Source organism: Pedobacter lusitanus (assembly GCF_040026395.1).
GTDB classification, from domain to species: Bacteria; Bacteroidota; Bacteroidia; order Sphingobacteriales; family Sphingobacteriaceae; genus Pedobacter; species Pedobacter lusitanus.
Window position 1 is genome coordinate 2,599,910 of the sequence record NZ_CP157278.1, and the last position, 25,180, is coordinate 2,625,089.

At 38.4% G+C, this 25,180-nt stretch carries 19 protein-coding genes and 1 pseudogene; 11 read left to right on the top strand and 9 right to left on the bottom strand.

The features are described 5' to 3' along the window. Positions 1-87 precede the first annotated feature (87 nt). From PL_RS10975 to PL_RS11000, 6 genes are all read left to right on the top strand, one after another. Entirely contained in the window at positions 88-471 is a 384-nt protein-coding gene (locus tag PL_RS10975; protein ID WP_041884382.1) for a BlaI/MecI/CopY family transcriptional regulator, read from the top strand. Between the two features lie 3 nt (positions 472-474). Continuing rightward, positions 475-2,277 carry a M56 family metallopeptidase gene (locus PL_RS10980; RefSeq protein ID WP_348621684.1) on the top strand — a complete coding sequence of 601 codons (1,803 nt, stop codon included), beginning with the start codon at positions 475-477 and terminating at the stop codon, positions 2,275-2,277. A gap of 135 nt (positions 2,278-2,412) precedes the next feature. Continuing rightward, positions 2,413-4,074: a DNA repair protein RecN gene (recN, locus tag PL_RS10985; protein ID WP_041884381.1), complete on the top strand. Its 1,662-nt coding sequence runs from the start codon at positions 2,413-2,415 to the stop codon at positions 4,072-4,074. Between the two features lie 74 nt (positions 4,075-4,148). Next, positions 4,149-4,970 (top strand): enoyl-ACP reductase FabI, encoded by an 822-nt coding sequence (locus PL_RS10990; RefSeq protein ID WP_041884379.1) that lies wholly within the window; start codon positions 4,149-4,151, stop codon positions 4,968-4,970. An 83-nt stretch (positions 4,971-5,053) separates the two neighbouring features. Further along, complete coding sequence (locus PL_RS10995) at positions 5,054-6,283, top strand: carboxypeptidase-like regulatory domain-containing protein (protein WP_041884378.1); 1,230 nt, start codon at positions 5,054-5,056, stop codon at positions 6,281-6,283. A gap of 40 nt (positions 6,284-6,323) precedes the next feature. After that, the gene (locus PL_RS11000; RefSeq protein ID WP_041884376.1) at positions 6,324-7,397 is read left to right on the top strand and encodes a PA0069 family radical SAM protein; all 1,074 of its coding nucleotides are present in this window, start codon (positions 6,324-6,326) and stop codon (positions 7,395-7,397) included. 375 nt (positions 7,398-7,772) lie between these two features. Here the strand turns inward: PL_RS11000 and PL_RS11005 are convergent, their stop codons facing one another. Together PL_RS11005 and PL_RS11010 are read right to left on the bottom strand one after the other, a co-directional pair. Next, positions 7,773-10,313, bottom strand: a complete 2,541-nt coding sequence (locus PL_RS11005; RefSeq protein ID WP_041884374.1) for an ATP-dependent Clp protease ATP-binding subunit — start codon at positions 10,311-10,313, stop codon at positions 7,773-7,775. 342 nt (positions 10,314-10,655) lie between these two features. Beyond that, entirely contained in the window at positions 10,656-10,877 is a 222-nt protein-coding gene (locus tag PL_RS11010) for a hypothetical protein (RefSeq protein ID WP_041884373.1), read from the bottom strand. A 168-nt stretch (positions 10,878-11,045) separates the two neighbouring features. Here PL_RS11010 and PL_RS11015 point away from each other — a divergent pair, with 168 nt between their 5' ends. The 3 genes and pseudogenes from PL_RS11015 (at position 11,046) to ettA (ending at position 13,883) form a co-directional block, all read left to right on the top strand. Beyond that, entirely contained in the window at positions 11,046-11,624 is a 579-nt protein-coding gene (locus tag PL_RS11015) for a Crp/Fnr family transcriptional regulator (protein WP_041884372.1), read from the top strand. A 62-nt stretch (positions 11,625-11,686) separates the two neighbouring features. Beyond that, a complete protein-coding gene (locus PL_RS11020; protein WP_041884369.1) occupies positions 11,687-12,043 on the top strand; it encodes a DUF4406 domain-containing protein in 357 nt (118 codons plus the stop codon). Between the two features lie 159 nt (positions 12,044-12,202). Then, positions 12,203-13,883: pseudogene (gene ettA / locus PL_RS11025) on the top strand (energy-dependent translational throttle protein EttA). Between the two features lie 10 nt (positions 13,884-13,893). Here ettA and PL_RS11030 read toward each other — a convergent pair. The 4 genes from PL_RS11030 to PL_RS11045 form a co-directional block, all read right to left on the bottom strand. After that, positions 13,894-16,512 carry an outer membrane beta-barrel protein gene (locus PL_RS11030; protein WP_160292137.1) on the bottom strand — a complete coding sequence of 873 codons (2,619 nt, stop codon included), beginning with the start codon at positions 16,510-16,512 and terminating at the stop codon, positions 13,894-13,896. Positions 16,513-16,739: 227 nt separating this feature from the next. After that, entirely contained in the window at positions 16,740-16,988 is a 249-nt protein-coding gene (locus tag PL_RS11035) for a DUF1456 family protein (RefSeq protein ID WP_041884366.1), read from the bottom strand. Between the two features lie 2 nt (positions 16,989-16,990). Further along, on the bottom strand, positions 16,991-18,298 hold the full coding sequence (locus tag PL_RS11040) for a DEAD/DEAH box helicase (RefSeq protein ID WP_041884364.1): 1,308 nt from the start codon (positions 18,296-18,298) through the stop codon (positions 16,991-16,993). Positions 18,299-18,344: 46 nt separating this feature from the next. Next, positions 18,345-18,563, bottom strand: coding sequence for a hypothetical protein (locus tag PL_RS11045; RefSeq protein WP_041884363.1), 219 nt, complete (start codon positions 18,561-18,563; stop codon positions 18,345-18,347). A 233-nt stretch (positions 18,564-18,796) separates the two neighbouring features. Here PL_RS11045 and PL_RS11050 point away from each other — a divergent pair, with 233 nt between their 5' ends. Then, entirely contained in the window at positions 18,797-20,578 is a 1,782-nt protein-coding gene (locus PL_RS11050) for a glycoside hydrolase family 15 protein (RefSeq protein ID WP_041884361.1), read from the top strand. A gap of 19 nt (positions 20,579-20,597) precedes the next feature. Here the strand turns inward: PL_RS11050 and PL_RS11055 are convergent, their stop codons facing one another. Continuing rightward, complete coding sequence (locus PL_RS11055) at positions 20,598-22,793, bottom strand: bifunctional alpha,alpha-trehalose-phosphate synthase (UDP-forming)/trehalose-phosphatase (protein ID WP_041884359.1); 2,196 nt, start codon at positions 22,791-22,793, stop codon at positions 20,598-20,600. A 207-nt stretch (positions 22,794-23,000) separates the two neighbouring features. Between PL_RS11055 and PL_RS11060 the strand changes: the two genes are divergently transcribed. Then, complete coding sequence (locus PL_RS11060) at positions 23,001-23,474, top strand: ribonuclease H-like YkuK family protein (RefSeq protein WP_041884358.1); 474 nt, start codon at positions 23,001-23,003, stop codon at positions 23,472-23,474. 10 nt (positions 23,475-23,484) lie between these two features. Here PL_RS11060 and PL_RS11065 read toward each other — a convergent pair whose 3' ends face one another. Both PL_RS11065 and PL_RS11070 read right to left on the bottom strand, forming a co-directional pair. After that, on the bottom strand, positions 23,485-24,117 hold the full coding sequence (locus PL_RS11065) for a hypothetical protein (protein ID WP_052496474.1): 633 nt from the start codon (positions 24,115-24,117) through the stop codon (positions 23,485-23,487). Continuing rightward, complete coding sequence (locus PL_RS11070) at positions 24,107-25,147, bottom strand: porin (protein WP_087149097.1); 1,041 nt, start codon at positions 25,145-25,147, stop codon at positions 24,107-24,109. The genes PL_RS11065 and PL_RS11070 overlap by 11 nt, the downstream gene beginning before the upstream one ends. Positions 25,148-25,180 lie beyond the last annotated feature (33 nt).

Genomic DNA, 25,180 nt, shown 5'->3' on the forward strand with positions numbered 1-25,180 from the left:
CTACGCTGATTTATTTTTCTAAAAATATATTTTGGATATACGAATATATTCGTACATTAGTAATACGAAACAATTCGTAAATGAAATATGTCGTCAGAAACTACAGCAAAACCAACGGAGAGCGAACTGGAAATACTCCAGATTTTATGGGAGAAAAGGAACTGTACAGTCAGGGAAGTTCACGAAATACTTACGCTTAACAAAGAAGCCGGTTATACAACTACCCTAAAAATTATGCAGATTATGCATGAAAAGGGCTTGGTCAGAAGAGACACCAGTTCAAAGACTCATATCTACAGTGCACTGGCCAGCCAGGAGAAAACACAGCAACACCTGGTATCCAGATTAATTGATAATGCCTTTAGCGGATCAGCCGCAAGATTAGTGATGCAGGCACTGGGCAACCACACCTCAAGCAAAGATGAAATAGAAGCGATAAAGAAATATTTAAATGAATTAGATCATAAATAAGATATGGAAGCTTTATTAAACAATCTCATACAGGCAACCGGATGGAGCATTTTACATTCGTTGTGGCAGGCAGCAATTATTTATGCATTACTCCTTCCCAGTCAGATTCGTGTATTTCAGCTGAAAGCAAAAGTCAAATACAACCTGGCTTACCTGGCCAACGTCATTATATTTATCTCTTTTGCGATTACATTCTTTACGGTATTTAAATGGCCGTCAGAAAACAGTACAATAGTTAATACTATAGGTCAGCCTGCTCAGCCTGATCATTCCCCGCTGGCATTAACGGTCATCAATTATGCAGAGAAAATATTTCCTTTCCTTGTTTTATTTTACGGTGCTGGTCTGACCGTACAATCTATTATCCTTTTTAAAGGATACCGTAAAATACAGGATCTCAAAAAAGCGGCACGTCTGAGTATTCCGGAAGAATGGAAAACTCTTTTTGAGAACATGGTCAAAAAGATGGTTATCAGCAAAAATGTATCATTCCATTTATCAGATCATGTAAATGTCCCGCTTGTAATTGGTTTCTTTAAACCCGTTGTACTCTTTCCGGTAGCCTTAGCTGCGCAGATGGACATGAAACATGTAGAAGCCATTCTTATTCATGAACTCTCACATATCAGAAGAAATGATTACCTGTTCAATCTGATCAGAACTATGATTGATACTATATTATTCTTCAATCCTTTTGTGTGGCTGACAGGGAAATTCATAGACATCGAAAGAGAACATGCCTGCGACGACCTGGTGGTTACCCTAACCAATACGCCACTTACTTATGCTCATGCCCTGCTTCAGGTAGAATTACTCACCGATAAAACATCGCCACTATTCGCATTGGCAGCTACGGGGAAAAATCAACATCTCTATCAACGGATTAAAAGAATCACAGATATGAAAACGAACTATATGAATTCAAAACAAAAGCTATTTGCTGTTACATTGATTATAGCAACAATAGCTTCACTGGCATGGATCAGTCCGGCTAAAAGTGAGAAACCGAAAAAATCTGTCAGATCACTGGCAACTCCAACTGTAACAGTACCTTCAGTTCAACTCCCTGCAGATACTTCAAAAAAGAAACTAAAAAGGATAATTATTGTCCATAAAAATGGAGATTCAACTAAGGATTTCAGTCTGGACACCACCATCCTTAGCCCAGACCGCCCAAATGTATACAAGACAACTTATTTAAATCATATAAACATTCCGGCTGATAAGCTGAATATCAGAATTGATTCTGTTCTGAGCCCTAAGGTAACGGTTTCCATAGCGAATTTTGCTACAGATGTAAGAGACATGGTCATAGCCGGTCTGGCTTCAGATGAAAGTAAACTGGCAAGCATGACTGCCAGCATGGAGAAAAAAGGCGCAGAACTGGAAAAAAGAGGGGCAGAACTGGAGAAAAAATTCAATTCTCCTGAAGAGAAAGCTAAATGGGCAAAATATGCTGCTGAAATGCAGGCCAAATATGATAATACTAAAGAACGTGCCAAATGGGAGAAAATGGCCAGAGAAATGAGAGCTAAATATGATTCACCGGCTCAGAGAGAAAGACTTAAAAAATTACAGGGAGAAATCGTATTAACCGCTATGAATGCTCAAAAAATGGTCAGCGCTCCTGAATTCAGAGAAAGGATAAAAAATATTAATTCTAATAATGTTTCAAAAATCATCATCGTCAAAGAAACTGAAGATCAGCGGAAACTTAAACAAACAGCAGAATATCAGGCATTGAAAAAGAAATTTGATGAAGATGTAGAAAAGCTGAAAGCAAAAGAGCTCAAAAAAGATAATTAAAGGATAAAAACATTAATATTCCCTAAAGCCTTAATACACAAATAACCACAACGGCAGGAGAAAAATCTTCTGCCGTTTTTTTGTTAAAAAAGAATAAACATCAAATGACTAAGTTTTCATAATTTAGCATCAAATATGCTACAGAAACTTTCTATACGTAACTATGCACTGATTGATAGTGTTGATCTGGAACTTGACAAAGGTTTAAATATCATCACTGGCGAAACTGGTGCAGGAAAATCTATTATGTTAGGTGCGCTGTCTTTAATTTTAGGGCAGCGGGCAGAAACAAAGTACTTTTTCAATCAGGCAAAAAAGTGTGTGATAGAGGGACAGTTTAAGCTTTCAGGTTCTGGATTACAACCTTATTTTGAAGAGTTTGATCTGGATTATCAGCAGGAAAGTATACTGAGAAGAGAAATCTCTATTGATGGTAAGTCCAGGGCTTTTATTAATGATACCCCGGTAACGCTGGCAGTAATGAAGCAAATTGGAGAAAAACTGATTGATATTCATTCACAACATGCCACATCCGAAGTCAATGATCCGGGATTCCAGCTATCAGTAGTTGATACTTTATCTGATCATTTACCGCTGCTTACCGAGTACAGATTAAAATTCAGGGAATATAAAAAGAATCTTCAGTTGCTGATCAATATGCAGACCTCTGCCGATGAAGCAAGAAGCAAACAGGATTACGAGCAGTTCTTATTCAATGAACTGGAAAGTGCAAACTTACAACCAGGTGAACAGGGTGAGCTCGAAATCGAAATGGAGGCATTAAATAATGCCGAGAGCATTAAAAGAGGTTTATTAAATGGCCATATGCTGCTTGCTGGTGAAGAAACGGCAGTACTTCCTATCTTAAAAGAAGTGATCAGTCAGATTCAGGCCATAGAGAAATTTAATCCATCATACAGTGCAGTTAATGAACGTCTGCGCTCTGCGATGATAGAAATTAAAGATATCGCCCAGGAAACACTGGTACTGGAAGAAAATATTGTTTTCAGCCCGGCAAGGATTGATGAAATCAATACCAGACTGGATACCATTTATACCTTACAACAAAAACACAGGGTAACTTCTGTTGATGAGTTACTGGTTATCCAAAATGAACTTTCTGATAACCTGAATACCCTTTTAAACAGTGATGAAGAAATAGAACGTTTGATTATCGCTATCAATAAGCTAAAAATTGAACTGGAAAAAATAGCGGATACTTTATCAAAAAACCGCACCAAGGCGATTAACGTTGCTCAGAAACAGGTAGGCGAAATATTAGTTCGCGTGGGTATGCCCAATGCAAAGATTAAAATTGAACAAACTGTAGTTGAGAATTTAAACAAAGATGGAAAGGATATGATTTCTCTGCTGTTTTCTGCAAATGCAGGACAGGCACCAGCACCGGTTGGTAAAGTCGCATCTGGTGGTGAGCTTTCCCGTCTGATGCTGGCTATAAAATCGATCATATCAAAACATACTTCACTCCCAACTTTAATCTTTGATGAAATTGATACTGGTATTTCTGGTGAAACTGCATTACGTGTAGGTGATGTAATCGGAGAACTGGAGCAAAATATGCAGGTGATCTGTATTACACATCTTCCTCAGATTGCAGCCAAAGGTGAAGCACATTATTTCGTTTATAAAAAAGAAGAATCAGAACGGACTACTACTGGTATCCGCAGACTCAATCCTCAGGAACGTATCCTGGCTATTGCCGAAATGTTAAGCGGTAAAAACCCCGGAGAATCAGCACTGAAAAATGCGCAGGATTTACTGAGTTTTAAAAACTAAGGTGAATATTCCCTTTTTTTTTGAATTTTACCCCGATGTTAAGCGGGTTAATGAGCAAACACTAACACATCAATATGTATAATTTATTAAAAGGTAAAAGAGGTATCATTACTGGTGCCCTGGATGAGAATTCCATTGCTTGGAAAGTTGCAGAAAAAGCCCATGAAGAAGGGGCGGAATTTGTTTTAACCAACGCTCCTATCGCTATGAGAATGGGTGAGATTGACAAACTTGCAGAAAAAACGAATTCACAGATTATTCCTGCAGATGCGACCAGCGTAGAAGACCTGACTAATTTGTATATAAAATCTCAGGAAATATTAGGAGGTAAAATTGATTTTGTTCTGCATTCTATAGGAATGAGTGTCAACATCCGTAAAAAAATCCCTTATACTGAGTTAAACTATGATTATTTTCAAAAAGGAATTGATGTATCAGCACTATCATTTCATAAGATGCTGGCAGTAGCCAAAAAGCTGGATGCGATTAATGAAGGCGGCAGTGTGGTAGCACTTAGTTATATGGCTGCGCAAAGAACCTACCCTTTTTATACGGATATGGCAGACATTAAAGCAATGCTGGAGTCTATTGCCAGGAGCTTTGGTTATCATTATGGAATTGAAAAGAAAGTCCGTATCAATACGGTATCTCAGTCACCAACTAAAACAACGGCTGGTACAGGGGTTAAAGGTTTTGGTGATTTTTATGATTTTGCAGATGCAGTGTCTCCGCTTGGAAATGCTGATGCAGCCTCTTGTGCGGACTATTGTATTACTTTATTTTCGGATCTCACACGTATGGTTACGATGCAAAATCTTTTTCATGATGGTGGTTATTCATCCACAGGTGTCAGTGATGAAGTCCTGACCCGTTTAGGTGTCGATCCACAGCCCTAGATCTTTATTTTTTTAACATTTAAATAGCCCTTAAAGGGCTATTTTTATTACAAAATAACCTGCAGATCAGTTAAATTAGCTTCATGATAAAATATCTCTTTGGGACAGTATTATTCTTATTTTTCTGCCTGCACACACATGCACAAAATCTGTATTCGATAAGTGGACAGGTTAAGGACAAAAAGGGAGAGACTCTTCCAGGAGCAGGTATCTACCTGAGTGGATATACGACAGCTACAGTCACCAATCAGGACGGACAATTCTCTCTGGCCAAGATAAAACCAGGCTCTTATGAGGTAGTAGTACAAATGATTGGTTATCTGCCCTACAGTAAAAGTGTCATCATTTCAGATAAATCTGTCAATATCACCATTGTCTTATCAGAGAATACTATTCAATTGAATGAGGTAGTTATCCGAGCTGATCCGGACCGGGAGAAAAATCTTAAATTATTTGAAGACTTTTTTATTGGCAGAACACCTAATTCTGCAAAATGCAAGATTCTGAATCCGCAGGTATTATATATCAAATATGATGGCGATGCAAAAGTTCTCAGTGTCACGACCAACGAATTTCTGGTGGTTGAGAATAAAGCACTGGGTTATCGGCTAAAATATATGCTTAATCTCTTTGAATACAATTACAATACGAGGATAGTCTATTTTTCCGGTCTGCCGGTATTTGAAGACCTGAAAGGTTCGGGCCGCAAAAGAAGAACCTGGTTAAATAACAGGGAAATTGCTTATGCAGGCTCGCCGCAGCACTTCTTCCAGTCTCTGTATCAGAATAAAGTAGAAGAGAATGGATTCATCATTTACAAGCGCATTAAAACAAAAAATCCTAACCGTCCGCCTGATAGTTATATTGCAGCTACCAAAGCAAGGCTGATGAAGAAAGTGCATGGCGCAAGTGCTATTGGCTCTGTCTTTAGTGATTCACTGCTGATGATGCAGCGTTTATATGAGATGCCCAAAGAATTCACTACCCTGGATATGTCAGGAGTGGCAACTGATACCCTGGTTAAAAGTATATATCCTAATATGAAAACCATCAATTATAAGGATGAACTTTATATTATGTATACCAGAGAGGAAGAAAGTAATGCCTATTCCAATACCGGTCACTATATCATGCGGCCACTCACAGTTCCAAATTATCAGATTTCAGTAGTCAGTATGCTTAAAGGGCCGGTGAGTTTCTATCCAAATGGTGCAATACACGATTCAAAAGCCATCCTATTCGAAGGTTTCTGGGCCTACGAAAAAATTGGAGATATGGTCCCCATGGATTATATCCCACTAAATAAAAGATAATCTTTCTTTTTAATTACTAAAAAAATTAGTAATTTTAAAGATGATTTCATCTGAAAAGCCGGAAGACCAATACCTGAAAGGAAGGGGTGCACAATTTAATCCTCATAATCATTTTCTGAATCATTCCTATGTCAAAGAACATAGTGAAGGAATCGATGACTGGGAAAATGAAAACCATAAAACAAGCTTTATTATTGGCAAATCAAAGTCAATTGTCAATAAAGTGGCTAGCCCTGATGTGGGGATGGCTTATTCCCTGAATCCTTATCAGGGCTGTGAGCATGGCTGTATTTATTGTTATGCCAGGAACTCGCATGAATACTGGGGTTTCAGTGCAGGGTTGGATTTCGAGAGAAAAATCATTGTTAAAAAAGATGCGCCGCAGCTATTCAAAAAATTTCTGGACCGCAAAGGCTGGAATGCAGAAACGATTTCCCTATCTGGCAATACAGACTGTTATCAGCCTGCTGAACGTGAGTTTAAGTTAACCAGACAATTGCTGGAAATTGCACTGGATTACAAACAGCCTATAGGGATGATTACAAAAAATGCATTGATTTTACGTGATCTGGATATCCTGCAGGAAATGGCCAAACAAAATCTCTGTCTGGTTTACCTGTCTATTAACAGTCTGGATGAAAAGCTGAGATTAAAAATGGAGCCACGTACTACAACAATCAGACAAAGACTAAAAGTAGTGGAAGAGCTGAGTAAAGCCGGTATTCCAACCGGTGTAATGGTAGCCCCTCTAGTCCCGGGGCTGAGTGATCATGAAATCCCGGCTATTCTGAAGACAATTGCCTCCTGTGGAGCAGAAAGTGCCGGTTATACTATTGTAAGACTAAATGGCGCTATAGGTTCAGTTTTTGAAGACTGGCTACGTCAGAATTTCCCGGATCGTTTTGACAAGGTATGGCATATGATACAGTCCTGTCATGGTGGACAGGTCAATGACAGCCGTTTTGGCGATAGAATGAGAGGCGAAGGTAATATTGCAAAACTCATTCAAGACACCTTCAGACTACACTGCAGAATCAATCACTTAAATGTTAAAAGAGTACATCTCAACTCAAGTTTGTTCCATATACCCAAACCTCAGTTAAGTCTGTTCTAGCTTTTAAGCCAGATAAGAAGATTATATCTTGTTTGAAAGGGGCCAGGAACTTTATTATCCTCTCAATCTAAAACCTTAAATAGAGGAATTACCTAAGGTCTTACAATCCACATTTTCCTAATTTCTCCATTTAGTCTTTCCACAACCCCCACCCCTAGTCTTTCCAAACCCCACCAAGTAATCCGATTAATTACCATAAATATAATTGCTTCTCTCTACAGGAAAGGCCTAACCGGAGAATAAAAAAGCTTGACATGCAATCCCAGACATTGGCCATCCCTTCAGATGGGCGTAGTCTGGGATTGCATGTCAAGCTTTTTAACGTAAAAAGGCCGCCCTTTAGAGGCAGCCTTTTATATTTCCGTATTGGAGTGATTACTCTATACTTCCTTCTTCTTTTTTCTTCTTCTTACCAGGGCTCTTATTTTCAACTACAATCAGATCAGTTTCTTTATTGTAATCAATTTCAAGTATATCCCCATCATTGATTTCACCTTTAAGGATTTCCTCAGCAATAGGATCTTCCAGGTATTTCTGAATAGCACGTTTCAACGGACGGGCACCGAAGTTACTGTCAAAACCTTTGTCAGCAATAAAATCTTTTGCCACATCAGTTAATTTCACTTCATAACCTAAGTTATGTACTCTGCCAAATAAAGATTTAAGTTCAATATCAATGATTTTGAAGATCTCATCTTTACCTAAAGTATTGAATACAACTACGTCGTCAACACGATTCAGGAATTCAGGAGCAAAAGCACGTTTCAATGCATTCTCAATTACACCTCTTGAATGAGCGTCTACCTGATTCGTTTTTGCATTGGTAGAGAAACCAATACCCTGACCGAAATCTTTAAGCTGACGTGCACCAATATTGGAAGTCATAATGATGATAGTATTTCTGAAATCGACCTTGCGACCTAAACTATCAGTCAGCTGACCTTCGTCCAATACCTGTAACAGAATATTAAACACATCAGGGTGAGCTTTCTCAATCTCATCCAATAAGATAACTGCATATGGTTTGCGACGTACTTTTTCAGTTAACTGTCCACCTTCTTCATAACCAACATATCCCGGAGGCGCTCCCACTAAACGTGATACAGCGAATTTCTCCATGTACTCACTCATATCGATCTGGATCAGTGAATCATCGCTGTCGAACATAAATCTTGCAAGTTCTTTAGCCAGCTCAGTTTTACCAACACCGGTAGGACCTAAGAAAATAAATGAACCAATAGGTTTTTTAGGGTCTTTTAATCCTGCTCTTGTACGTTGAATAGCTTTACTTAATTTTTTGATCGCATCGTCCTGACCAATAATTTTAGTAGCAATAGTGTCATACATATTCAGCAATTTCACACTATCAGTCTGGCCAACACGTTGTAAAGGAATACCAGTCATCATAGAAACAACCTCAGCAACATTATCCTCAGTTACAGTGTAACGTTTAGTTTTAGTTTCGGCTTCCCACTCAGTTTTTGCACGATCGAGCTCTTCTAAAAGATTTTTCTCTGTATCTCTTAGTTTTGCAGCCTCCTCATATTTCTGGCTTTTTACAACTTTATTTTTCTCAACCTTAATATTTTCAATCTTGTTCTCAATATCAATGATATTTTCCGGAACATGAATATTAGTTAAGTGAACTCTTGAACCAGCTTCATCCAGAGCATCAATAGCTTTATCCGGAAGGAATCTGTCAGTGATATATCTGGTAGTCAGCGCAACACAGGCATTTATTGCCTCATTTGTGTAAGTAACACCATGATGTTCCTCATACTTCTCTTTAATACGGTTCAGGATCTCAATAGTTTCATCAGGTGAAGCAGGCTCAATCATAACCTTCTGGAAACGACGATCCAGGGCTCCATCTTTCTCTATATACTGACGGTATTCATCCAGAGTAGTTGCACCAATACATTGTATTTCACCTCTGGCTAAAGCAGGTTTGAACATATTGGAAGCATCCAGCGAACCAGAAGCTCCACCAGCACCAACAATAGTATGGATTTCATCAATGAATAATATTACATCAGTTGATTTCTCCAGTTCATTCATGACTGCTTTCATACGTTCTTCAAACTGACCGCGATATTTAGTACCTGCTACTAAAGAAGCAAGATCTAACGTCACTACACGTTTGTTGAACAATACTCTTGATACCTTACGCTGAACGATGCGCAATGCAAGTCCTTCAGCAATTGCTGATTTACCCACACCTGGCTCACCAATCAAAATAGGGTTATTCTTTTTACGGCGGGAAAGGATTTGAGAAACACGCTCAATCTCTTTTTCACGACCTACAATAGGATCCAGACGACCTTCTTCTGCAGCTTTTGTCAGGTCTCTTCCAAAATTATCCAGAACAGGAGTTTTGGATTTTATATCAGAAACTTTTTTTGGACTGCTGAAGCTTTCTTCTTCACGATAATCATCATCACCACCTGTAGAAGCGCTACCCTGAGTTTCATCTCTGAAACCATTTTTATTTACTTCCACTTCCTGTTTGAAGATTTCGTAGTTGATGCTATACTGTAATAATATCTGAGATGCGATATTATCATCATCACGAAGGATAGATAACAGCAAATGCTCCGTTCCTATTAAATCACTCTTGAAAATTTTGGCTTCCAGATAAGTGATTTTTAATACTTTTTCGGCTTGTTTGGTCAAAGGGATATTTCCCAGATTAACCGTAACACTGGAAGTACCTCTTACTGCCTCCTCTATTGAGCGGCGCAATTTAGATGTATCAACCCCCAGCGACTTCAATATTTTGATAGCCATTCCATCGCCTTCGCGAATCAGACCTAACAAAAGATGTTCAGCGCCTATATAATCATGACCTAATCTCAGGGCTTCTTCCCTGCTAAACGAAATCACGTCTTTTACCTGTGGTGAAAATTTAGCTTCCATATATACCTTTTCTTAAACGCAACGCCCCTAAACTATAAAAATGTTTTATAAATAAGCGTCACCTATATGATTTATTTTATCAACAATTACGCCATATGGCAGAGGATAGATTTCGTTAATGATCTTATTCCACTAAACTTACTAAGTTTTGACACTAATCGCAATATTATTTTATTTGTCTTAGAAAAATAAAATATGTTCTAAAGTACTTTAAATAATCATTAACAAAGCCGGCTTCTTCCCTTTTGGGAGAATTGTCCCCGGAATGTAATGATTATTGTGCCATAAACTACCTGTCATTTTGTTAGTTACACTGAGTTAAAAGCAACAAAATGGCAGTCATTAATTCGATTTCTCAATCCATTCCCCAATTTTTCGCACAATCGGTTTCAATATATCGTAATCTGTTCGCCAAATCACAATGTCCTTATTGACCTCAGGACAGATTAAACCAATAAATTTAGCTTGTAAAAACACTCTGTAACCAGAGCCATCTTCTCCGGACAGGATTAATAGTTTTCTTTTTTGACCACGGTATTCATCTTCATAGATGTATTGTTCCATAATTAGGCGTTAATTTATATCTAACGCATCAAATCTCTAAAAATTTCATCAGGATTACATCATATACAGCTTATATACAAATATTAAACTTTACAGTCATTTTATTAAATTTTCACTATTCTTGACAAAGAATTAATTCCCCTGACTTATCCTTTAATTAAAATCGCATTGTATAATCATATTTTAAATAACATTGCCAAACATATTTCACTGGATAAGGAAGAAACTGATCATTTCATTTCGTTCTTAAAACCGCGAAAAGTCTCCCGAAAGGAACTGATACTTCAGCAGGGAGAAATTTGTAAGTATATCAATTTTGTAGATTCCGGTATTTTAAGAGCTTATTATCCTGATAAAACAGGTAAGCAGTCAACTATTATGTTTGCTGTTACCGACTGGTGGATAACCGACATGTTTTGTTTTATTCATCAACAACCAGCAATGCTGACTATTGAGGCGATAGAAGAAAGTATCATTCTGCAGCTATCAAAAGAAAGCCTTGATAACCTATATATCAGGATACCTAAATTTGAAACGTTTTTCCGCATAATCTTTCAAAACGCTTATATCAGAGAGCAGCTAAGGACTATACAAAATCTTTCTCTTCCTGCCGAAGAACGTTATCAGATCTTTAGGGATAAATATCCCCAGGTAATCAGACAGATTACCCAAAAACAGATTGCTTCGTATCTTGGTATTACCCCAGAATTTTTAAGTATGATCCGGGCTAATAAACACAAAAAGTAATTTCTTAAACTACTTTATTTTTTTCAACTCTTCTGTTCACTTCTTTTGTATAAAAAAAAGATATGTTAATACTTATAGCAGGTCCTTACCGCAGCGGAACAAATGACGATCCTAAATTAATGCAACAAAACCTAAGTAAATTAGAAGCAGCGGCATTACCCTTATTCAGACTAGGGCATATTCCAGTAATTGGTGAATGGGTTGCACTCCCTTTACTTCACCTGGCAGGCTCGACTAAACCTGGTGATGAAGCTTATGAAGAAATTCTCTATCCTGTAGCCCACCGTTTACTTTTAAAGTGTGATGCTGTTCTTCGGCTTGAAGGTGCTTCAAAGGGAGCAGATGAAGATGTCAGAATTGCAAAAGAAAGAGGCTTAAAAGTTTATTACGCTCTGGAAGATGTACCACGTGCAGAATAATTAAAAGATAAATTCAAGCTTATATCTGACAAACAATTTTTTAATGGGTTTACCTTGTTTATCTTTGTGACCGCCGCACCGCATCAGGACGGAGAAACGGAACGTAGAATTAACAATCAATAAAAGCCTTTTAAAGGCATAGCATATTAAAAACCAATTATGTCAGACGAAAAAATAATCTTTTCAATGGCGGGAGTAAATAAGATTTACCCCCCCTCAAAAACAAGTATTAAAAAACATATACCTTTCATTTTTCTACGGAGCCAAAATTGGTGTTATTGGTCTTAACGGATCAGGTAAGTCATCTGTCTTAAAAATCATTGCAGGAATAGACAAAGCATTTCAGGGTGAGGTTGTATTTTCACCAGGTTATACAGTAGGTTATCTTGCACAAGAGCCAGAACTGGATGAGAATAAAACCGTTCGTGAAGTTGTGGAAGAAGGTGTTGCAGAAATTACTGCTATCTTAAAAGAATACGAAGCTATCAATGAGCAGTTTGGTTTACCCGAAGTCTATGAAGATGCAGATGCAATGGATAAGCTGATGGCTAAACAAGGCGAACTGCAGGATAAGATTGATGCAGTAAATGCATGGGAACTGGATAATAAACTGGAACGTGCAATGGATGCACTGCGCTGCCCTGATCCTGACACCAAAATTGGGGTATTATCAGGAGGAGAACGTCGCCGTGTGGCTATGTGCCGCTTATTATTACAGGAACCAGATGTTTTATTACTGGATGAGCCGACCAATCACCTTGATGCAGAAAGTATCGACTGGCTGGAGCAATTCCTGAAAGATTACAAAGGAACTGTAATTGCGGTAACCCACGACAGATATTTCCTTGATAATGTTGCCGGATGGATTCTTGAACTGGATCGCGGAGAAGGTATTCCATGGAAAGGTAATTACTCTTCATGGTTAGATCAGAAAGCAAAACGCCTGTCACAGGAAGAAAAAACTGAAAGTAAACGTCAGAAGACACTGGAGCGTGAGCTGGAATGGGTACGTATGGCACCAAAAGCCCGACATGCCAAATCTAAAGCACGTTTATCAAATTATGACAAACTAGCTTCTGAGGATTCTAAAGAAAGAGAAGACAAACTGGAATTATTTATTCCGGCAGGTCCGAGATTGGGTAATGTCGTTATTGAAGCTAATAACGTAACCAAATCATATGGAGATAAGATACTTTTTGAAAACCTGAGTTTCTCTCTGCCGCCGGCTGGAATTGTGGGTATTATCGGCCCTAACGGAGCTGGAAAAACAACTCTTTTCCGTTTAATCACCGAACAGGAAACACCAGATGAAGGAACTTTCAGAGTAGGTGAAACTGTAGCCTTAGGTTATGTCGATCAGATGCACAATGACCTTGACGGGAACAAAACAGTTTACGAAAACATTACTGACGGACTCGACAATATTATGTTAGGCAACAAGGCAGTAAACGGACGTGCCTATGTTTCAAAGTTCAACTTCAACGGAGGTGATCAGCAGAAAAAAGTTTCTGTATTATCAGGTGGAGAACGTAACCGGGTACATCTTGCCATCACTTTGAAAAAAGGAGCAAATGTTTTACTGCTGGATGAGCCGACCAATGATATTGATGTTAATACTTTACGTGCGCTGGAAGAAGCATTGGAAAACTTTGGTGGTTGTGCAGTAGTGATTAGTCACGACAGATGGTTCTTAGACCGTATCTGTACACATATTCTGGCTTTTGAAGGTAATTCACAGGTATACTTCTTTGAAGGTAATTACAGTGATTACGAGGAAAACCGTAAGAAACGTCTGGGTGATGTTACACCACACAGAATAAGATATAAAAAGCTAAGTTAAGCGACTTCTTTTACCTGGTCTTTTTATGACCAAAATTCTGAAGGCGATAATTAAAGCTAACGAGGAAATATCTGGTAATTTGATTATACCGACTATCGGTAATCGAATTATCAGATATACTTCTAACCAGGTTATTACCCTGGTTCAGCAAATCATAAGCCTGTAAAGAGACAGTACCCTGTCTGTTTTTAAATAAAATTTTCTCCAGACTAAGATTAATCAGCAATGGATTTGCTACCGTGAGCGAATAACCAGAGTTAATCCTTTTTGAAACATCCGCATTCAGCGAAAAATTCTTATTCAGAAAAGCACGGCCGCTCCAGTTAAATTGCCAGGTCTCAATATTTCTCAGTTTGAGCAATTCAATAGAATAACGGTTGCTGCTATAGGTATAAGTTGCCGAAGTTGATAAAGTCAGTCTGCGCTGATTCATCCTCAATTTCAGTGTTTGTGAAAAATTGATATTCCTATTCTGATTCAGATCATTATTCGCATAAGAGATCATATTGATATAATCAAATGTGCCTCTTAGTTCTGCATTGAATTTATTCTTCGAAAAAGGCAGGGAATAGGAATACATACTCCCTATCAAATATGCACCATTTGCATTTGCATAATGCGTCTCTTGTTTTAAGCTATTCAAAGTATCTTTGATAAGGACAACATTACTAACTACCTGGTCTTCTACAACAGATCCATTTAGCGCCAGTTGCAGGGTAGAGCCATTCTGTTCATCGGTGTGCTGATAACTCAGATTTCCTGAGTGCGTAAAACTTGATTTCAGATTTGGATTACCAATGATAACATTCTGAAGATTACTGATATTCGGAACTGGCTGCAGCTGATAAAAATCAGGTGCCGTACTGCTCCCTGTATAAACAAAAGCTACATTATCCCAATTTGACAGATTATAACTCAGATTAACAATAGGTGAAAGATTGAGTTCAAAATGACTGATCCTATCTTCATTTCCGGCGTATTGCCCTGTAAGTAAACTTGGTTGTGCAGTTACTCCAAGACTATAATTAAGGCGTTCCGCCTGATAACGATAACTTATCGCAAACCGCTGAAACATAAATGAGGAAGAGTATATAGAACTCAGGGAATCTACAACGCTGGTTCTGCCGGTACTATTATCAACCTTTGTGTATAAACTATTTCTGGTTTTGCTCAGAGAGAAGAAATAGGAAAAATCAATATTTCTTTTAACTGATGAGTCACTGCGGGATTTTAAAGGCTCACTATATCTGAAATCTGCAGTAACCATATTTGTCCGGTTTTCGGTGTCTACAAAACGGTTTACTAGTGAATCTTTTACCAATTGACTGGTATGCTTATCATAATAACTAATCTTATTCCGCAGATCATCGCTAACCTGATTGATTCCACTACTTACCACGACACCCGCAGACATACTTCTTCCTGGCTTCTCCATACTTCTTGCCCAGACAAAATTACCATTCAGATTAGGCGTCTTGGTATTAGATCCGCTGGCGCTCTGCAAGTCCTGCAGGATAAGTCCTGTTTGCTTTGAAAATATATCTCCGTCTCTGTTCTTTATAGCTAAAGACCCACCCAGAGAAGCCTGAAAATAACTTTTGTTTGCAATTGATTGTATGTTAAAATTGATATTGTGGTTGTTATCCGCTGATTTAGCAGCTGATTTCGAGTCATTCTTGATTGTTCCTTCGGTAGTAACAGTTTCAGTTGAATTCAACTGCTGTGATAAGTTTTTATTATAGGTATAATTATAACCTGCACTTGCGGTAACCCCAGTAGACAGTTTATCTCTGTAGTTGACGCCAGCTGCTACTGCAGTATTTACACCGGCTTCATTATTTGTGTTATTTGAACTGCTGCTAAACCCAATCTGCTGACTCCCCTCCCATAAATTCCCATTGCCCTGCAGACCATAACGCTTATTTGTACCCCCACTCAAAAGGGCATTACCGAAAGTTCCGCGGTTTTGCCCGGCCTTGGTTACCAGATTCAGCATCTTCTGTGGTTCTCCAGTTTTCATTCCGGTAAAATTAGCTTCATCCCCGAAATCATTAATAATCTCCACTTTGTCTATCACGCTGGCCGGAAGCTGACTGATAAAATCTTTGACATTACTTGTAAAGAAGTCTTCTCCGTTTACTCTTAGTTTCTGCAGGGGTTTACCCATAGTTGTGGTATTCCCATGCTCATCAACTTCGATACCGGGCAATTGCCGCAGCAGATCTTCTACCCTGTCATTTTCAGAGACCTGGTAAAAAGAAGCATTATATTCAATCGTATCTTTTTTAAATTTTATAGGCTTATCTCTCCCGTTGATTACAACTTCATCAAGCAGGTTTGACTCCAGATCAAGGACAATCATATCCAGATCCATATTTTGCTGTCCTTCCTTATACTGAAAAGATCTGGTATAGGGTTTAAAGCCCACACTCATAACCAGAAGAGAAATCCGGTCAGCTTTAAAACCTGAGAAAATAAATCTGCCGTGGGTATTGGTAATCGAAGAGAGCGTGTCCTTATCTGCAATGATAAAAACATCAGCTCCTGACACTACATCTTTTAAAGAATCAATTACTGTTCCTGTTAATCTGTGTGTGGTTTGCGCCTTAACAGTATAGGAACACAGCAATATAAAGGCATGGAATAAAATTATGCATTTTAAATGACCCAAATTTCCAGGAAAATTCAAAAATCTAATCATTCGTCATGCAATCCTATTGGCCATTTTCAAAAATGCAATCCTTGTGAGAAGGCAATATTAAGCCTTCATTTCACAAGTATAACTGTTTGTTCGAGGAAATTAACTCAATTTCAAAAAATACAGGGAAATTCCCGGGATTTTGCAATCAAAGCTAATTAATCAATAGCTGGAGGAGTCGGTTTCCCGACTCTTGGACCTCTTTTAAAGATCACTAATCCATTGAGAAAATTACGAAGGATCTGATCACCGCATGGTTTAAAATTAGGATGATCATCACTCCTGAAAAATGACCCCAATTCACTTTTGGTTACTTTAAAATTTACCAGTTCAAGGATCTTAATAATATCTTCATTATTCAACTCCAGCGCTACGCGAAGTTTCTTTAAAATGTCGTTGTTGCTCATAATTACATCGCTACTTCTATCTTAACTTTCTTATTTTTTATTCTCTCGTTGGCCAGAGCTGCAAGGACCTTATGGACCATATTACGTTTTACAGCAACATATGAACTTTGATCTTTGACTTCAATTAATCCAACATCATCTTTCTCTAACCCGCCTTTTTTAAGCAGTAAGCCAACGATATCAATTTTATTCACCTTATCTTTTTTACCAGCAGCGATATACAGAGTTTGCCACTGACTATCTTTTGGCAACTGATAATTTCCTTTTAATTTTTCAATTTCTATATCACTTTTCAGAAACGGGTACTTTTCTTCCTCAGTCATAATCAAATAAGCAGTTCCCTTGGCATTCATACGGGCAGTACGACCATTTCTATGTAAGAAGGCATCTTCCGTATAGGGTAACTGGTAGTGAATAATATATTCTACTTCAGGAATATCCAGTCCGCGTGAGGCCAGATCTGTAGTAATTAATATTTTAATACTTCCATTTCTGAATTTTAATAAAGCCCGTTCTCTTTCATCCTGCTCCATTCCGCCATGAAAGATATCATGCGCAAGATCTTTATCAATAAGCAGGTCACTGATACGATCTACAGTTTCCCTGTGATTACAAAAAAGAAGCGTAGTTTTATTTCCGATTTTACAGATCAGCTCAAACAGCGTGTCCAGCTTATCCTCAGCAGTGGTCATCACCTTTTTCAGTTTCAAATCTGGTGCAACCTTAACATCTTTAAGAAAATTGATCTCTGCAGGAGACTTAAGACCGGTAAATTCAGGAATAACTTCCATTTGTGTTGCAGAAGTAAGCATACGCTGTTTTAGTGATCGCAACGTACCAATTATGTAAGCCATATCTTCCTGAAAACCAAATTCAAGTGCTTTATCAAACTCATCCAGAACTAAAGTAGTAATAGATGATTCATCAAAGTTTTCTTTTCTCAAATGATAAGCAATTCTCCCTGGTGTACCAATAAGCAAAGCAGGAGGCTGTTCAAAATTATTTCTCTCGGTTTTTACCGGATGTCCGCCATAACAGCAGTTAACTTTAAAACCAGTACCCATTTGCTTAAATACCTGTTCGATTTGTAAAGCAAGTTCTCTGGAAGGAACTAATACCAATGCCTGTACCCCTTTTGTGGCAGTATTCAATTTTTTTAAAACAGGTAATAAAAAACCAAGTGTTTTACCCGAACCTGTTGGTGCAAGCAAAACTACATCTTTTCCACTGTCTGTAGCAGCGATAGAAGCCTGCTGCATTTCATTTAAAGAAGTGATTTTTAAATTACCCAATACCTTTTCTACCATCATATGGCAAAGATAAGGGAATTAAACAAAGATAGCGTACAGCGGATATTTAATACTTCAGGAACTTTTTTCTGATTTTATTCATACGCAGCTGCGCATTCTTCTCCAGCTTCATCAACATCGTTCCTCTTCTGGTCATCCAGGAAGTCACTTTATTATTCGCCTTCTGAATCGGAGAATAAATCCTTTCCTCCAGAATATCAAGATATTTAGCATTAGATCTGCTTTGTTGCAGTAAGAAGAATTCATTCAACAGTTCTGTTTTCATCTTTAATAGCTTTAAATGAGGATTCGGTTTTTTATAGAATTTAACGATTGGCAACTGTGCAATAGTATCATCCTTATACTCATAAATGTAATAAATAATATACTATTCTAATCAGATTATCTGTGCAAAATTATCTGTTACAGGTGCCCCCAGTTTTCTTTATGTCAACAATTAGGGTGATAATTTGTTCTATTAATATCAAATGATTTAATACACATCACAAAAACATATAAATGGACAGACATACCTATCAAACAGGGATAATCGGGAACTGTGCCTTCCTCGCTCATATTAACAAAAACACTAATATTGATTGGTTATGCTGGCCAAGATTTGACAGCTCTTTCGTATTTGGCGGACTACTTGACAAAGAGCAGGGCGGAGAATTCTCTATCCTCCCCCACGGTGAATATGCATCTGAACAATATTACATGGAAAATACTAATATTCTGTGTACTGTAATCACCAATGAAGAAGGGAAATACCGGATTACCGATTTTGCACCAAGATTCTATCAGCATGAACGCTTCTATAAGCCACTGATGTTAATCCGTAAAATTGAACCTCTTGAAGGTAATCCAAGGATTAAAGTTAGCTGTAATCCGGTTTTCAACTATGGTGAAGGAAAACAACAGGGCTCAAGAGGAAGTAATCATATCCATTTTACCGGAGATGAAAATGACATGCAGTTAAGTACAAATATTTCACTTTCATATATTGAGGATGAAAGACATTTTGCGCTGAATGACACTAAATACCTCATACTTACTTACGGGCATGATTTAAATGCACCGATTGAAAGTACCGCCGAAAGATTCCTCACTGAAACAAGAAAATACTGGCGAACATGGATTAAACACTCCACAATAGCAGGTTTTCATCAGTCACTGGTTATCCGTTCGGCATTAGTCCTGAAAATTCACCAATATGAGGATACCGGTGCTATAATTGCAGCCAGCACAACCAGCCTGCCGGAATCTCCGGGAAGCACCCGCAACTGGGACTACCGTTATTGCTGGATGAGGGATACCTATTATGTAATCACTTCTCTGAATCACGTAGGTCATTTTGAAGAAATGGAACGGTATTTCAACTATATCACAGATATTTCTTTCAGAGATGATAAGCGTTATCAGCCTCTTTTTGGTATTGCCGGCGAACGTGTGCTGACAGAACGTATCCTGACCAACTTAAAAGGTTATATGGGCAATCAACCTGTACGTGTTGGAAATCAGGCATACGAACATATCCAAAACGATATTTACGGACAGGTATTAATCTCTATGCTGCCTTTATATACAGATAACAGGTTTGTATTCAGCGAACGCAAAGATTCTGCTATATGGCTTGATTATTTACTGACAAAAATTGAGCGCACCATAGATGAAAAAGATGCTGGTATATGGGAATTCAGGAATCTTGCCAATATGCATTGTTATACGAACCTGTTTCAGTGGGCAGGTGCCAAAGCCGCGTTAAAAATGGCCAGGACAATTGGTAACAAAGAGTTTGAGGAACGGGCAGGGCAGCTTATTGATCGTGCCGCAGTTCACATTGAAGCTTGCTATGACCCGGAAAGGAAAGTATACAATCATGCAGTTGGCAGTGCCCATCTCGATGCAAGCACTTTGCAGTTGATACTGATGAATTACCTTGACTCCGGTTCCCAGCGCGCAAAAGATCACCTGATTGCTTTAGAACAGGAGTTGAAAGGTGCAAATGGCCTGTTTTACCGTTACCGTCATACAGACGATTTTGGCAAGCCTAAAACAACTTTTCTGATCTGTGCATTCTGGTATGTAGAAGCTCTGGCCATAGTAGGCCGCCTGGATGATGCTGTCAGAGAGTTTGAGCTGCTCATTGGTTATGGCAATCATCTTGATCTTTTCGCAGAAGATGTAGATGAAAACGACGGCAGTCAATGGGGAAATTTCCCGCAGGCCTACAGTCATGTCGGACTGATGAATGCCGCGCATAGAATCGCTATTAAACTGGATAAGCCTGTTTTCTTATAGAGCACAGGCTTATCAACTATTATTTTGAGGAAGCCTGCGATGTTTCTGATAACATTTTCAGAAACTCACGGACTTCCTGAAAATTTCTTAAATAATATCTTGCTGCAGAAATATTGCTGCCAACTTTAATGGTATAGTCTTCTGGTTTAAGTGCCTTAAAAATATCCTCATCTGTATGATCATCACCTAAAGCAATGATAAAATCAGGATGCTGGTCATGCAACCAGGCTAAAGTAGCCTTACCTTTATTAACTTCTATATTTTTAAATTCTATGACCTTATTACCCGGCATCATTTGTAAGCCTTTATCTGCAACAGTTGCTGCAAGATGATTGGTAATTTCATTAGCTCTGAGCTCTCCAAGACCTTCTTCAGCCTTGCGGTAATGCCAGACCAGTGAATAACTTTTATCTTCAGTGAAAGAGCCTGGAGTACGGTCGGTATAAGTATCCAGTACTGTTCTGATCTCCTGTTTCCATTGATCAGTAAGTAAGGGCAAAGATTTCCATTCCTGCTGATAGTGTTTCTGCCAGGCACCATGCTCTGCAATCAGATCTATTTTCAGATGCCCAAACCATTCCTCAAGCGTTTCATGCCTGCGTCCACTCACTATAACGACCCTATTTAAGGGATCAGCAGCTAACTGTCTGAGTATACGGTATAATTCTTCGTCAGGCGATGCCTTATTGATATCACCATTAAAACCAACAAGCGTACCATCATAATCAAGGAATATATATCTGTCAGCAGCTTTACTATAAGCTGCTGCAATCTGTTCTTTTATTGCCCTTACAGCATGTTTGGTTAATAGTGATTCTTGCATATGTTTAACTTCTTCCAATTTATCCATAAAATTCTTTACCCAGAGATAGATGTCAAATTTCCTGACAATCCCTCTCATCACGGACATCCGTACCCTTTGCTCCTCAACAGACATATTGAGTCCTTCTACAATCGCTCTCATCACCTCACCAATATTGTTGGGATTTACGATCAATGCATCATTCAGTTCTTTGGAGGCTCCAGCCATTTCACTTAAAATAAGTACCCCCGTATTATCTGTTCTGCTAGCCACATATTCTTTACTGACCAGGTTCATTCCATCACGCATAGGTGTAACCAGACAAATATCTGCAGTACTATATAATGCAGATAAAAACTCAACAGGAAAAGAACGGTAAAAATAATGGACGGGCAACCAGTTTAAAGTTCTGAAGCGGGCATTGATATTTCCCACCAGCTGATCAATCTGATCCTTTAGTTCTTTATATTGCGCAACCGTATCCCTTGAGGGAACAACAATCATATACAATGATAACCGATCGGCATATTCAGGATGAGTCTCCAGCAATAATTCATAAGCCTGCAAACGCTGCAATATCCCTTTACTGTAATCCAGCCTGTCAATTGTTAAAATAACTTTGCAGTTATGCATCGTTTCCTTCAGAGAGATGACATGCTCTGCTACAACAGGATCATGAACAAGGTTCTCAAATTTACCAGCATCTATCCCCATAGGGAAAGCCTCTACAACAAGCTGCCTGTCTTTATAAGTGATTACATTATCTGATATTTTTGCAGCAGATATACGTGAAGCTGCACTCAGAAAATGTCTCACATCATCAAATGTATGGAAACCCAGTAAATCTGCTCCAAACATTCCGTTAATTAATTCTTCCCTCCAGGGAATCAGACGAAACATTTCATAAGAAGGAAAAGGAATATGCTGGAAAAAACCGATCGTCACATGGGGCTGTATATTCCTGATACGTTCGGAAAGCAATAAAAGCTGATAATCATGTATCCATATCGTATCCCCTTCATTAAGATGAGCAGTAACCACATCTTTAAACTTACCGTTTACCTTTTGGTAGGAATCCCAGTATACCTGTTCAAAATGGGCATAGGTAACCATATAATGAAAAACCGGCCATAAAACTTCGTTGGAGAAACCTTCGTAATAAAGATTAATTTCATCAGGAGTTAAAAATACCGGAATCAGATTCAAAGCAGCAAGCTTTTCAGTCACTTCCTGCTGCCTTTCCAGCGGAATCTCAATTCCCGGCCAGCCTATCCAGATATTATTTCCTTTTTTATATACCGATCCTAAACCGGTAGCAAGCCCTCCTTCACTTGGACTCAGGAGATACTCCCCATTTTCTTCAACAATTTTTACGGGTAATCGATTAGAAACTATAATTGTTTTATTTACCATGCTATAGTTTAATTAACCTGTTTTATTACATATTGTTTTAATTTTTATGTATTAAAGAAATTACACCAATTCACACAAGCATAGTCTAACTGTTGACAACTATCTGATTGTTAGCAAATAAACAACAAATAATTAATGTATCTTTAACATAATCACCTTAATTTTAGGAAACCTGAATACGGGTTGTTAATCTAACACCAATAACGTATGACCTGGAAAAAATTCAATGGCGAAGTAATCCACTTGCCGATTTTAGAAGAAGTAGAAAAAGCGATTATCAGAGAAACCGAAAATGGCTATCATCTTAAAGTATGCGTTGGTACAGATTCGCAGGTAAAAGGTGCATTCACAGATTTTGCTACAGTGATTGTTTTATTGAGAGAACAACATGGAGGATTTATGTATATCCACCAGGAAAAAACCTCGCAAAAGATGAGTATCAAGGAAAGAATGCTGATCGAAGTACAGAAATCCATAGAAACAGCTTATGCGGTATGTGATCTGCTTGATCTATACGATGTAGATCTGGAAGTTCATGCAGACATCAATACCAATCCGATGTTCAAATCCAATAAAGCATTGAATGAGGCTATGGGTTATATTCTAAGTATGGGGTTTATTTTCAAAGCTAAACCAGAGGCTTTTGCCAGCTCAACCTGTGCAGATAAAATGGTTCATTAGCAAAACCGGCTTACCAGCTTTTAGTAGAAACTGTACCAGCGGGTTTGTTAAGCGGTTTGGCTTGCTGCACTGCAGACAGATATTCTTTGAATTCAGCAGCAAAGGCAGCCGATTGTCGGCCCGCATCACTCACATAAAAAGACCACTCTCCCGCGTTTAATTTACCCGGGCTTTTTTCTAGCGGTGACCCTTTAACTGTTGAAGGCACAAAATTGCCATAGCGATCCCGGTGATAAGGAATAAATACAAAATCCGTTAGCCAGAATCTGTATTTTTCTCCTTTAATTTCAAAAGTAAGATTATACCATAATTCACCAGAGGGATGAGATAATACAAATGCCGTTTTATTAATTATAAATCTGCCACTTCTCTCAAAAAATGTACTGTCAGATTTTATCCCTGTCAGCTTTTTTTGCTTAAAAAACAATTTCGCCCTGTAAATCAAAGAGTCAACCGGCACAGAATTTCCGGTAATCACTTCATAATGGATATATTTTCCTCTTTCATCTTTTTCCAGGACTTCTCCTGTTTTTTTGATTTGTGCAGTTGAAGCTAATGAAACCGTCAGCAGTAACAGTAATAGAAAAACACCAGGCCTTCCAGCCTGATGCTTTTCAAAAGAATAGTTGAATTTAAAATGCATATACCGCAGCTAATGAAAATTGAGAAGCACTCTTTGTAGGATCAAGATTATTCTTAACAAACCGGGTAGTAGAACCATTATCAAATCTAACCTCCGGAATAAAAGTCAATCCGCCAGCTTTTAAGTTAGCCGTTAAAGTAACAGACTTAACGTTCGAACCTTTTAGCTCAGGAACATCCTTTGTTTCAAAATATTCTCCCCTCAGACCTAATGAAAAGTTTGTGGTAAAGGCATTCTGTAAATAAAGTGCAGCTCCGCTATACCCCCCGTTTTGATTAGTTACGGAATAATCAGCTGCATTTAAACCGATCTTAACCTTTTCAGTTACCTGGTAGGCCGTAGTCAAATCGTAGATTGTCCCCGTTCCTGTAGCTCCGGCTGCCTTTCCAGTTAAAACATTCAGATAAGCAGTCCATCCATCTGCAGGAACAACAGTAAGCTGGGCGCCGAAATGTGTAACTCCATTCACATCTTTATAGACATTCCAGTCATTAAATAATCCCGCCATTAATGCAATTTTCGGAGAGAAAACATAATTGGCTCTTATACCTGCATTCTGAAATGGCCCGTTTGTGAACAGATAAGAAGTGGAGTAGTTGAAATTACCTGTAGGTACAATTACTTCATAACCAATAAATGTACTCATATATCCTGCTGTTACGGATAACTTACCAGTAACAGCGTATGACATATACAAATTCTGAATATGAAAAGAATTGTCAGCATTTCCCGTCTCTCCTTCGCCGTTAGGAATTGAACCATATTGTCCCCGTGGCCCGAAAGATAACTCTCCTACAAAAGATGCCTTTCCTGTTGTCTTCTTTAAAGCCAGATCAATCATTCCAATTGATACTGAGTTCTGATCATTCGCAAAGCTCGTCCCAATATTCGGCTTTCCGGAGAAATCATACTTGTAATAAACATCAGCCGATCCGGAAATCTGCAGCGGCGTTGATGTGGTCGTTTCCTGAGCATACGTGGCAGCGCTCATGGTCAGGGCAGAAAGCGTGAATAAAGATCTAATTTTCATATGGGTTGGTTAGGTTGGTTGCATGCAAAAGGT

Excerpts from the sequence above, each read along its gene's own strand:
- PL_RS10975 (WP_041884382.1), top strand. The coding sequence starts at position 88 with ATGTCGTCAGAAACTACAGCAAAACCAACGGAGAGCGAACTGGAAATA.
- PL_RS10980 (WP_348621684.1), top strand. The coding sequence starts at position 475 with ATGGAAGCTTTATTAAACAATCTCATACAGGCAACCGGATGGAGCATT.
- recN (WP_041884381.1), top strand. The coding sequence starts at position 2,413 with ATGCTACAGAAACTTTCTATACGTAACTATGCACTGATTGATAGTGTT.
- PL_RS10990 (WP_041884379.1), top strand. The coding sequence starts at position 4,149 with ATGTATAATTTATTAAAAGGTAAAAGAGGTATCATTACTGGTGCCCTG.
- PL_RS10995 (WP_041884378.1), top strand. The coding sequence starts at position 5,054 with ATGATAAAATATCTCTTTGGGACAGTATTATTCTTATTTTTCTGCCTG.
- PL_RS11000 (WP_041884376.1), top strand. The coding sequence starts at position 6,324 with ATGATTTCATCTGAAAAGCCGGAAGACCAATACCTGAAAGGAAGGGGT.
- PL_RS11005 (WP_041884374.1), bottom strand. The coding sequence starts at position 10,313 with ATGGAAGCTAAATTTTCACCACAGGTAAAAGACGTGATTTCGTTTAGC.
- PL_RS11010 (WP_041884373.1), bottom strand. The coding sequence starts at position 10,877 with ATGGAACAATACATCTATGAAGATGAATACCGTGGTCAAAAAAGAAAA.
- PL_RS11020 (WP_041884369.1), top strand. The coding sequence starts at position 11,687 with ATGTTAATACTTATAGCAGGTCCTTACCGCAGCGGAACAAATGACGAT.
- PL_RS11035 (WP_041884366.1), bottom strand. The coding sequence starts at position 16,988 with ATGAGCAACAACGACATTTTAAAGAAACTTCGCGTAGCGCTGGAGTTG.
- PL_RS11040 (WP_041884364.1), bottom strand. The coding sequence starts at position 18,298 with ATGATGGTAGAAAAGGTATTGGGTAATTTAAAAATCACTTCTTTAAAT.
- PL_RS11045 (WP_041884363.1), bottom strand. The coding sequence starts at position 18,563 with ATGAAAACAGAACTGTTGAATGAATTCTTCTTACTGCAACAAAGCAGA.
- PL_RS11050 (WP_041884361.1), top strand. The coding sequence starts at position 18,797 with ATGGACAGACATACCTATCAAACAGGGATAATCGGGAACTGTGCCTTC.
- PL_RS11055 (WP_041884359.1), bottom strand. The coding sequence starts at position 22,793 with ATGGTAAATAAAACAATTATAGTTTCTAATCGATTACCCGTAAAAATT.
- PL_RS11060 (WP_041884358.1), top strand. The coding sequence starts at position 23,001 with ATGACCTGGAAAAAATTCAATGGCGAAGTAATCCACTTGCCGATTTTA.
- PL_RS11065 (WP_052496474.1), bottom strand. The coding sequence starts at position 24,117 with ATGCATTTTAAATTCAACTATTCTTTTGAAAAGCATCAGGCTGGAAGG.
- PL_RS11070 (WP_087149097.1), bottom strand. The coding sequence starts at position 25,147 with ATGAAAATTAGATCTTTATTCACGCTTTCTGCCCTGACCATGAGCGCT.